Source organism: Terrabacter carboxydivorans, assembly GCF_039532035.1.
GTDB classification, from domain to species: Bacteria; Actinomycetota; Actinomycetes; order Actinomycetales; family Dermatophilaceae; genus Terrabacter; species Terrabacter carboxydivorans.
The window spans coordinates 1-9,698 of record NZ_BAAARE010000044.1 but is presented as its reverse complement, the minus strand read 5'-3'; the positions used below and the strand labels follow the sequence as shown (position 1 = coordinate 9,698).

The window sequence follows — 9,698 nt, the reverse complement described above, 5'->3', positions numbered from 1 at the left end:
CAGCAACGGCGAGCGAGCCGCAGCCCTTGCGCCCTGGCTGCACGACTACAACACTCGACGACGCCACACCGCCCTGCAAGGGCTCCCGCCCGTCAGCCGACTGTCACCAACGTCATGACCGGGTACACCTAGGCGCGGACGTGCTGTTGAAGTGGGTGAACCCGGTCACCTCGTTGGCCATGCTGTTGTTGGCGAAAGCCGAGGGTGTGGACCGATTCAACGCGGACGTCACCGAGGTGCTGCGCGAGGCCTCCCGGCACGCGAGCCTCGCCCCCCTGCTCGTGCCTCTGGCAGGTCTGGACTACTAGGACATCAGAAGCTGCGCTGCTGGGCCGGTGGGCTTGGGAGTTGCGGCACTCGGCAGCGCGCCTCAGGCGTCGGTGGTGACCTGGTGGAGGAGGCTGATGACCTGGCGGGCGAAGTCGGTCGAGGCTGGTCCGGACTTGCTGACGAAGCGGGTCTCACCCAGCCGGAGGCGTCGGCGGTCGTCGGCGGTGAGATCCGCTCCGGTGTAGACCAGCAGCGGCAGGGAGCGCAGCCGGTTGTCGTGGCGCATCGCGGCGACGACCTCGTAGCCGTTCAAGTCCGGCAGCCCCAGGTCGAGGACGAGCAGGTCCGGGGGTACCTCACGGCTCATGGCCAGGGCCTGCTCGCCGGTCCGGGCGACCCGGGTGTGGATGCCGTGGTCGGTGAAGAAGGCCCGTAGGACCTCGGCGAGCTCCTCGTCGTCTTCGACGATCAGCACGCTCGTGGTCGCGGTCGATCCCAGCGCCCGGCGCAGCGAGGACATCAGGGCGTGCTGGTCGATGGGCTTGGTCAGCCAGGACGAGGCGGAGGGGACGGCGATGTCGTCGGGAGCCAGCGCGCTGAGGATGACGATGGGGATGTCGACGGTCGCGGGGTCGGCGCCCAGCGCTGCGATGGCCTCCCAGCCGGACATTCCTGGCATCCGCAGGTCCATGAGGATGAGGCCCGGGGCTTGGTCGGCAGCCAGCGTGAGGGCTTCGGGACCGCTGTGGGCACGCAGGGTCTCGTAGCCGTGGGACTCGAGCATCTCGGCGAGCACTTCCACGACGGCTGGGTCATCGTCACAGATCAGGACGGCGCCGACGGGTAACGGGCCCGTGTCCCTGGCCGCGTCGGTGGCCTGGCCGGGGTCCGCTGCGGCCGGGAGGGTGAAGGTGAACGTGCCGCCCCGGTCCGGCTCGCTGGTGGCCCAGATCCGTCCGCCGTGCTGTTCGACGATGCCCCGGCAGATGGGTAGCCCCAGCCCGGTCCCTCCCTTGGCGCGGGTGTCGGAGGCGTCGGCCTGGATGAAACGGTCGAACACGGCCTCGACCTGGTCGGCCGGGATGCCGCTCCCTTGGTCGGTGACGGTGAACTGGACCAGTTCCCCGTCGCTCTTGACGTTCTCAGACTGCCCGGTGTCGGCGGTGTCCGGGGTCTGGGCGGGGCCGGCCGAGACGAGGACTGTGCCACCGGGTGGGGAGAACTTGATGGCGTTGCTGATGAGGTTCGTCAGGGCCTGGGTCACCCGGTCGCGGTCGGCCAGGACCACCGCGCCGCCGGGGCGTGCCGTCAGGGTGACGCCGGCCTGGTCGGCCATCGCCTGCATCTCCTGGGTCGCCGCCGCGATGACGTCGGAGGCGGCCAGCGGGGCCAGGTCCAGCTCGAGCTTGCCGGCGGCCATCTTCTCCACGTCGAGGATGTCGTTGACCAGCCGCACCAGCCGCTCGCAGCTGCTCAACGCGACGTCGGCCATCCGCTGCGCCTTGGGCGGCAGCGTCCCGACGGCGCCGCTGGCGATCAGCCCGAGCGCCCCCCGGATCGAGGTCAAGGGGGTGCGTAGCTCGTGGCTGATGACGCCGACGAACTCGTCCTTCATCCGTTCCAGGGCCCGCTGCTCGGTGACATCCTGCATCGTGCCGACCAGTCGCACGACCTTGCCGTGCTCGTCGCTCAGCGCCCTGCCGTGGGCCACCACCTCGCGGACGGCCCCGTCCGGCCGGACGATGCGGTAGTGGCCGCCGACGTCGGCCTGAGACTGCGCGGCCCGGGCGCGGGCCTGCATGACCTCGGGCAGGTCCTCCGGGTGCACGCGGGCGGCGAACAGCTCCTCGTGGGAGCCGGGGGTATCCGGGTCGAGACCCAGGATGCGGTAGAACTCCTCGCTCCAGTCGGTGACCCCGGTGGCGGTGTCCCACTGCCAGCTGCCGATGTGCGCCAGCTGCTGTGCGGCGTGCAGCTGCTGGTTGCTGTGCGCCAGCTGCTCTCCGTTGACCTGCAGGTCTCGCAGGAGGGCCTCGTTGTGCCGCCCGCGCCGGTAGAGCAGGACCGCGAGGGACAGCATGGCGGCCAGGACGGCGGCGGCGGCGAGCGACGTCCACGCGACGGCGCGCGACTGCCGGTCATCGGCGGCCACGGTGCGGGACGCGGCCTCGGCGGACAGCGCCGCCGTCAACGCAGCCTCGGGCTGGGTCAGCGACCGGTAGAGGCGCTCGAACGCGGGTAGCTGGCCCCGGGCGGCGGCATGATCGACGACGGCAAGGTCGGCCAGCGTCTCGGCCTGCGCGACGTAGGACTGCAGGTCGCGCTGGAGCGGGTGCAGGGCCGCAGTGACGGATCCCGGCAGGGCTGCCTCGTCGAGACGGCGCAGGTCCTCGGTGAGGGCTGTCACGTGCTCACCGACCGACTGCGGCAGCGCCGCGGGGCTGGACGCGGCTGGTCCCGCGTTCAGGACCGCGGCCAGCACGTCTCCGTAGATGGCGTCATCGAGCATGTCCGCGTTCTGCTGGTACCGCTGCGCGGTGAGCAGGCGGATGGCGTCCTCGTGCGCGTGCTGGACGCCGGCGAACCCGGTCAACGCGGTCGCCACCACCAGCAGGGGCAGGGCGACGGCTGCCACGAACCACGGCGGCAGCGATCGGCGCTGCCCGGCGGCCCGAGCCGTGCCGGGATGGCTTGGCGCCGGTGGGGATGTCACGGGCGTTCCCTCTCTTGGGGGTCAGGACTCGGATCCGGCTGCTGGGCCGGCTCCTCGCCCAGGGAGTCGCGAAGCCGGGCGAGAAGGTCGAGGCCGCGCCGCAGGAGCTCGGCCACGTCGACACCACCGCCCTCGGGGTGGTCGGCAGGGAGGTTCAGCGCGTCCCACACCTGCTCGATCTCCCGGGCCAGCCGGCTCGCCTCAGCGAAGCCGAACGTGCCGGCGGAGCCGGCGATGGTGTGCGCCGCCGCTCGGGCCTCGGCCCGTTCGGCCGAGGCGAGGGTGCCCTTGCTCATCGCGTCGAACGCGTCGGCGATGGCCCGGGCCCGGTGACGGTTGGCAGTCGCGGCCCGGTCCCGGAAGACGGCCATCGCCTCGTCCATGTCGGGTTCCGGGCGGGGGTCAGGGAAGGCGTCTGCTGCCGGCTCGCCCGAGGGGGTGCGTGCACCCGGAGCCATCAGGTCCACCCGAGCAGGGAGCCCAGCTCCGCAGGCAGCCGCATCGGGTCGAACGGCTTGGCCAGCACCCCTGCGACGGGCAGGTCGGCGAAGCGGTCCCGGTCTGCCGACTGCACCTTCGCGGTGAGCAGGACGATCGGGATGTCCGCGGTCTCCGGGTCGGCCTTGAGGGCCTGCGCCGCCGTCGGACCATCCATCCCGGGCATCATCACGTCCAGGACGATCGCATCCGGGTGCTCCGCACGCGCCCGGACCAGCCCGTCCCGGGCCCCGTTGGCCGTCGTCACTTCCCAGCCGCCCACCACTTCCAGACTCATCTGGGCAACCTCGAGGATGAGGTCGTCATCATCCACCACCAAGATCCGACGGCGAGGTGATGACATCGGGGGCGACGGGGCGCTGCTCACGGGTAGGACGTTGCGGGATCGGTATGGTTCGGCGGCATTTGTCCAGTGTGCCCTCTTTCTGTGTCGCAAACGTAGTTATGGGGCCAGTGCTGTCACTGGGTTGGTTGGGGTTCTGAGACTCGTTGCCTTCCTGAGGCCAGGTCCGGCGTTGAACGTTGCGGGCGCGTGCACAAGCAGTGAGATGAGGGCGTTTCGTCGCCTGTCACCGCACGCTGTCCCCACTGTTTTCGGGACGGGAGTGCCTAGGTTTGCCGATGCGTGTGTGCGTCCGGGCGCGGTAGTTCCGCGAAGCTCGGCCGGGGGTCGTATCCGCGGCCGGGGGGTCGCGGCGTCTTGGAGGAACGGAGTGAGGTGCTCATCGACCAGGTGGGCGCTGGGCGCCTCGAGTGTTCGATGCCTCCGAGCGTGCGGACCCCGACTTGCCGCGGCTGGCTCACGCCCTTTCCCTGCCGCTGCTTTTGGACGGCGTCGACCTGCCCGATGCCGCGTTGCGCCCGTCGAGGACCGCGCCGAATGGGCGAGGCCCAAGGCACGGGCGCCGCTGCCTGCGAAATCTTGGTTGGCGGCCCGGCGAGTCGGGTGTCAACGTCGGACTGGTCACCCCTAACTCGGACGCCGTTCCCTGCGCATGAAAGCCGCAGGGTCAAGGCTGGCATCAGAACGAGCAGGCCGACCCCGGGCATGAAGCACCCTCCCACCGTGACGTGCTGTTGGGACGGTGGGAGGGTGCTTTCCGTGCCGCGCTTTCTACTCGCAGCCCGACTGGATGCCGTGATCGGTTTGCCTGACCACGTAGGCCTGGCTGCTCTGCTGGCAGATGGCGGACACGCCTAGCAGGGACACGGTCTTGCCGTTGGTGTAGTTGCCGTTGGCACCGGGGGCCCCCAGCAGGATGGAGTCCGGCGTGCCCGGGGTGATCTTGCCCCAGAACGGCGGGAACTGCGCGTTCGGGCCGAAGACCGCGGTGAGGCTCGGGAGCCAGATCCAGCCGCCTTGAACGAGTGGAGCGGAGTAGGTGGTCGCCGGTGTCCAGCCCGCGGGGGCGGAACGACTGACGTTGGCGCAGGAATCGGCCAGGGCCGTAGTGGCGGTGACCGCGACCATGAGCACGGCCGCGACGCCGGAAAGTAGGGTACGACGCATCTGTGGTGTCCTCTCCATAGCCGTTCCGGACGGCCGGATGTCGTCCGGCGAGCCGCTCGGCGAGGTGGCCCTGGTCCCGGGATACTCCTCGGCGTGCAGGCGCGCGGGCGAAACCGCGAACTGCGCCCCGCCTTGCCGTCATCAAGTGCCGCATAACGCCCATAGCGCCTCACGTGACACAGCGTGGTGTCGCTGCTTCCAGGATACGGAGCACGCCGCCGACCGAACCGCGCCGGGACCCTGGACGGCGCACCCCCGTCTAAAGCGCGCCCCTCACGGTCGTGGGTCTTGAAGCAGGACTGAGGCTTGGCTTCGCGGGGTCCTCGGTCTCAACCCCAGGACGGGCAGCTCGCGCATTGGTGCCACCCCGCTGGTCGGCGAGGGGCTGTCCGGTGAACGGTGTTTCTGGCACGTGATCTTCAGAGGTTCTCAGCGGCCGGCATGGGGTCGGCGAAGGTGACAGCGAAAGCGTTGAGCGCGGGCTTCCACCGGATGGTCCATCGTGCCTGCCCGATGCCCTTTGGGGTCCAGCCCGCGGGTGACGAGGAAGAGGCACTTGAGGGCGGCCTGCTCGGTCGGGAATTGTCCCCGGGCTCCGACCGCTCGCCGGTAGCGCGCGTTCAGCGACTCGATCGCGTTCATGGAGAACAGCACCCGCCTGATCTCGACGTCTTAGGCCAGGAACAGGGTGAACTCCTCCCACGCCGCCCGCCACAGCCTGGGGATCGCGGGGTACGGCTTGCCCCATTTCTCCTCGAGCTCTCGAACGCCGCCCACGCCGCCTCCATGCTAGGAGCGGTGTAGATCGCCTTCAGGTCCTTGGCGAGCTGGTCCCAGGACCAGCGGCAGGCGTAGCGCAGCGTGGCCCGGATCAGGTGGATCACGCACGCCTGCACGATGGCCTGCGGGTACACCGCGTTGACGCTGTCGGGTAGGCCTTTGAGTCCGTCGCAGACGATGAAGAACGCGTCGGCTACGCCCCGGTTCTTCAGGTCGGCGAGCACGTTCATCCAGAACTTCGCCGACTCACCACCGCCCTTGCCGGCCCACAGCCCGAGCACGTGCCGGCGCCCGCCCAGGTCCACCCCGATCGCGGCGTAGAACGGCTGGTTGCCGACCTGCCCGTCGCGGACCTTGACGTAGATGGCGTCGATGAAGATCGCCGCGTACACGCCCTGAAGCGGCCGCGAGGCCCAGGACTGCATCTCCTCCACGACCGTGTCGGTGATCCGCGAGACGGTGTCCTTGCTGACCGATGCGCCGTAGATCTCGTTGAAATGCGCGGAGATCTCTCCGGTGGTCAAACCCGTGGCGTACAACGAGATCGCGATCGCATCGACATTCGCCAGCCGCCGCTGGCGCTTGGCCACGATCACCGGTTCGAACGTGCCGACACGGTCGCGCGGGACCTCGATCCTCACCTCACCGGCGGCGTCGGTGAGCACCGTCTTGGGCCGGGTGCCGTTACGGACGTTCCCGTCCGGAGCGACCGCGGGCTGGTGCTTCTCGTGACCCAGGTGCTCGGTCATCTCCTCGTCCAAGGCGGCCTGCAGCACCGTGGCCGTGATCATCTTCAGCAGACCGTCCGGACCGGTCAGCTCCTCCCCGCGGGCGCGGGCGGCCTTGACCAGCTCACGCCCCGCGGCCCGTTCAGCCTCACCTGGGCTGGCGGTCTTCTTCGCGTCCTTGGGCATGGCGCTCATGCCCTTGAGTGTCTCGGTCATCGGTGACCAGGCTTCCTCGCCGACTGCGTCGGCGTGCCGGGCCAGAAACACCATTCATCGGACAGCCCCCTCCCGGGTGCTCGATGGGGGCGACACCATCGGGGCAGCACCAAGAACGGTCCATTAGATACTGAGCTCGTACTGGACTGGTTGTGGGTGGCCGGGTTGCGGTCGCGTGCCAGACCTGTGGCCTTAAAGCTCCGCGAGAAGCAATGCGTGCCTCGGCTCTACGACGACCTCGTGGCACTGGCGTCCAAGCAGTCCTGACTAACCACCCGTGGGGCATTGCTGAAACAGCCGGGGGGGCAGCCGGAAGACTCCTTTTGCGTCGCGGCGTGACAGGGGGGAGCGGCTGTGGCTCCGAATTGCGTGCGGGAGCCGGCGAACTGACGTAAAGGGACTCCGACGCTCAGGTGCCGGTTCTAGAGTTTTTGTCGTCCCGTTGTTCGACGGGACCACCACTCGGCTGACTGTGAGGATCGCTTCTGCAGCCTGATCGTGCTGGGCTGTGGCTGACGGGCGTGGGTGTGACCCTTCGACTGACTGGCTTCGTGCCTTCCGGTGGACTTGTCCGCTCACGTCCGTCGGCCCCGGCCTGAGCGGAGCAGCTGGCCTGATCAGGAGCTTGACCGTCGAGCGTTAACGGCGCCCGTCGTGTCTCATCACAGTCCTGCCGAGTCTCCACCCGGACCGGGAACCACGTCCCCGTTCCAGGCAAGGAGAGAACGCATGACCAGTCTGACTGATCTTGGTGAGGTGGTCGATGTCGTCATCGGCGTCGACACCCATGTGCTCACCCATTCCGCGGCCGTGGTTGATGCCCGTACCGGTGGCGTCCTGGGCGAGGTCACCGTGGAGGCGACCGCGGACGGCTACACCCAGCTGCAGGCCTTCGCCGACGAGCACGCCACGCTGAGAGCCTGGGCGATCGAGGGCACCGGCGGCCACGGCGCCGGCCTGGCCCGTCACCTGGCCCGCCACGCCGAGGTCGTGGTCGAGCTCGACCGCCCGGAACGCGCGCGGCGACGCAACGGCGCCAAGTCCGACCCCCTGGATGCGATCCGCGCCGCTCGGGAGGCGCTGTCGCGGGCCCGACTGGGCACGCCCCGTGGTGGCGGGGACCGACAGGCCCTGTCGGTGCTGCTGGCTGCGCGCCGTTCCGCGGTCGAGGCCGGCACCGACGCCCAACGGCAGCTGTTCAGCCTCGTCGTCGCCGCCCCCGAACCGATCCGCGCCCGGTTCCGCGGCCTGAAGCTACCGGCGATGCTGCGGATCGCCGCCGCGCTTCGCGTTCACCCGTCCTGGGACACCGAGACGACCGTCACGGTCACCACGCTGCGGTCCCTGGCCCGCCGAGCCCGGGCCTTGGGACAGGAAGCGGCCGAGCACGAGAAGGCCATCTTGAAGATCGTCCGGTCCTGGCGCCCGGACCTGCTCGCCCAGCCCGGCATCGGCCCGATCGTGGCCGCGACCGTGCTGTGCGCCTGGTCCCACTCCGGACGGATCCACTCCGAGGCCGCCTTCGCCATGCTCGCCGGCGCCGCACCCATCCCGGCCAACAGCGGCCAGGTCACCACCCGGCACCGCCTCAACCGCTACGGCGACCGCCAGCTCAACCGCGCTCTGAACACCATCGCCCCCTGTCCCGCATCCGCTACGACCCAGCCACCCGCGACTACGTCGCCCGACGCACCACCGAGGGCAAGACCAGCCGCGAGATCAAACGCTGCCTCAAGCGCTACATCGCCAGAGACCTCTTCCGAACCCTCGAACACCCACCCGCAACTACTTGACGATCCATAGGAGCGTCCTGCTCGGTGGAGTGGGCCCCTCGGGGGAGCCGTCAGCAGAGAGTGAGAAGTTCATGGCTCGTCACCTCCGACACCTACGCGCCATCGCCGTCCTTGGCTGCGCCAGCGTCATCGTCCTGCTCGCCGGCAGCCCCGCATCCGCCGACAACCCGCCGCCGCTGGCGTGCGGGACGCCCGCGATGACTGGCCCGTGCGCGCAGACGGCACACTTCACCAACCAAAAGGGTTTCGAGACACCGCTCGGCACCCCCACCAACGCATCGACCTGTCCAGCCTGGCTGGTCAACGACCTGCCGTTCCTCGACATGACCGGCAACGGCGTCGAGCACGTCAACGCCAACAAGGCTCAAGACTTCTGGGCGACCAACACCTTCACCGGCACCGGCACCCTGACCCTCTACCCACCATCCAGCGTCGACCTCGTGTTCGACTCCCAGGGCAACATCGTCAGCGCCACCATCATCGGCCCGGCCGACACGATCCTCAGCGGGCACATCACCGACTGGTTCGGGGTCTCAGCGAACCAGTCCTCCGCCGTCATCCACGGCACGGTCAACGTCACCGGGACCCTCACCGACGGGAGGCAGTTGTCCGTCCACTACACCACCCACGCCAGCTGGACCCCGGGGCAGACCCCCTTCGTTGACGCTCCGCACCTGTCCTTCAACAAGGTCACCTGCTGAAACAACGCTCTCGGCAGAAGTCCGGTCTCCGCAGACGGTGGGCAAACGGGCCCACGCTCTTGGCTCGGCTGGCAGCCTTCACGGGTCCGATGAACCTGGACGCGGGGCCGGAGGTTTCGAGGCGCGGATCCGGCCCTGATCGCCCACGCGTGCCCACGCCCGACCGGGGAGGGCGCTGCCGACGCTCGGGGGGGTACGTCGGCAGCGCCACCTGCCGGATCGGTGGGGGGGATCGAACTAATGGAACCGGACAGGACCCTGTGCGGAGCCCGGCGTGGCCGAACTTCTGCTCGGGTGTAACCAACATAACGAGGGCGGCCTGTCAGGCGTTACGGACACGGGTTTCGGTACCTACGTGGGTGTGTCGACGACGCTCGAAAATGAGGCCATAGCGACGGTCGAAAACGAGGCCACCCAGACAGATTGGATGGGTGATCTCAGTGGAGGATTGGGCTCTGATCCGGCGGCTGGTCGCCGATGGTGTGCCGC

The 9,698-nt window shown here is 69.3% G+C and carries 9 protein-coding genes and 1 pseudogene; 5 read left to right on the top strand and 5 right to left on the bottom strand.

The genetic code is table 11. The features are described from left to right. Positions 1 to 118, top strand: a 118-nt coding sequence (locus tag ABD297_RS23185; RefSeq protein ID WP_344257507.1) for an integrase core domain-containing protein, incomplete at its 5' end; no start/stop codon positions are given. Positions 119 to 140: 22 nt separating this feature from the next. Then, on the top strand, positions 141 to 308 hold the full coding sequence (locus ABD297_RS23180; RefSeq protein WP_344257506.1) for a hypothetical protein: 168 nt from the start codon (positions 141 to 143) through the stop codon (positions 306 to 308). A 62-nt stretch (positions 309 to 370) separates the two neighbouring features. Here ABD297_RS23180 and ABD297_RS23175 read toward each other — a convergent pair whose 3' ends face one another. From ABD297_RS23175 to ABD297_RS23155, 5 genes and pseudogenes are all read right to left on the bottom strand, one after another. Further along, positions 371 to 2,983, bottom strand: a complete 2,613-nt coding sequence (locus ABD297_RS23175) for a response regulator (protein ID WP_344257505.1) — start codon at positions 2,981 to 2,983, stop codon at positions 371 to 373. Further along, on the bottom strand, positions 2,980 to 3,441 hold the full coding sequence (locus ABD297_RS23170) for an Hpt domain-containing protein (RefSeq protein ID WP_344257504.1): 462 nt from the start codon (positions 3,439 to 3,441) through the stop codon (positions 2,980 to 2,982). Before ABD297_RS23170 ends, ABD297_RS23175 begins: the two co-directional genes overlap by 4 nt. After that, complete coding sequence (locus ABD297_RS23165) at positions 3,441 to 3,848, bottom strand: response regulator (RefSeq protein ID WP_344257503.1); 408 nt, start codon at positions 3,846 to 3,848, stop codon at positions 3,441 to 3,443. Before ABD297_RS23165 ends, ABD297_RS23170 begins: the two co-directional genes overlap by 1 nt. Before the next feature lie 747 nt (positions 3,849 to 4,595). Continuing rightward, positions 4,596 to 4,991 carry a hypothetical protein gene (locus ABD297_RS23160; protein ID WP_344257502.1) on the bottom strand — a complete coding sequence of 132 codons (396 nt, stop codon included), beginning with the start codon at positions 4,989 to 4,991 and terminating at the stop codon, positions 4,596 to 4,598. 419 nt (positions 4,992 to 5,410) lie between these two features. Beyond that, positions 5,411 to 6,715 (bottom strand): annotated as a pseudogene (locus ABD297_RS23155) (IS256 family transposase). Positions 6,716 to 7,444: 729 nt separating this feature from the next. Between ABD297_RS23155 and ABD297_RS23150 the strand changes: the two are divergent. From ABD297_RS23150 to ABD297_RS23140, 3 genes are all read left to right on the top strand, one after another. Beyond that, positions 7,445 to 8,518 carry a transposase gene (locus ABD297_RS23150; protein ID WP_344257501.1) on the top strand — a complete coding sequence of 358 codons (1,074 nt, stop codon included), beginning with the start codon at positions 7,445 to 7,447 and terminating at the stop codon, positions 8,516 to 8,518. A gap of 61 nt (positions 8,519 to 8,579) precedes the next feature. Then, on the top strand, positions 8,580 to 9,209 hold the full coding sequence (locus ABD297_RS23145; RefSeq protein ID WP_344257500.1) for a hypothetical protein: 630 nt from the start codon (positions 8,580 to 8,582) through the stop codon (positions 9,207 to 9,209). A gap of 274 nt (positions 9,210 to 9,483) precedes the next feature. Then, positions 9,484 to 9,698 (top strand): hypothetical protein (locus ABD297_RS23140; RefSeq protein ID WP_344257499.1); only part of this gene is annotated, 215 nt, incomplete at its 3' end.

Excerpts from the sequence above, each read along its gene's own strand:
- ABD297_RS23170 (WP_344257504.1), bottom strand. The coding sequence starts at position 3,441 with ATGGCTCCGGGTGCACGCACCCCCTCGGGCGAGCCGGCAGCAGACGCC.
- ABD297_RS23160 (WP_344257502.1), bottom strand. The coding sequence starts at position 4,991 with ATGCGTCGTACCCTACTTTCCGGCGTCGCGGCCGTGCTCATGGTCGCG.
- ABD297_RS23145 (WP_344257500.1), top strand. The coding sequence starts at position 8,580 with ATGGCTCGTCACCTCCGACACCTACGCGCCATCGCCGTCCTTGGCTGC.
- ABD297_RS23150 (WP_344257501.1), top strand. The coding sequence starts at position 7,445 with ATGACCAGTCTGACTGATCTTGGTGAGGTGGTCGATGTCGTCATCGGC.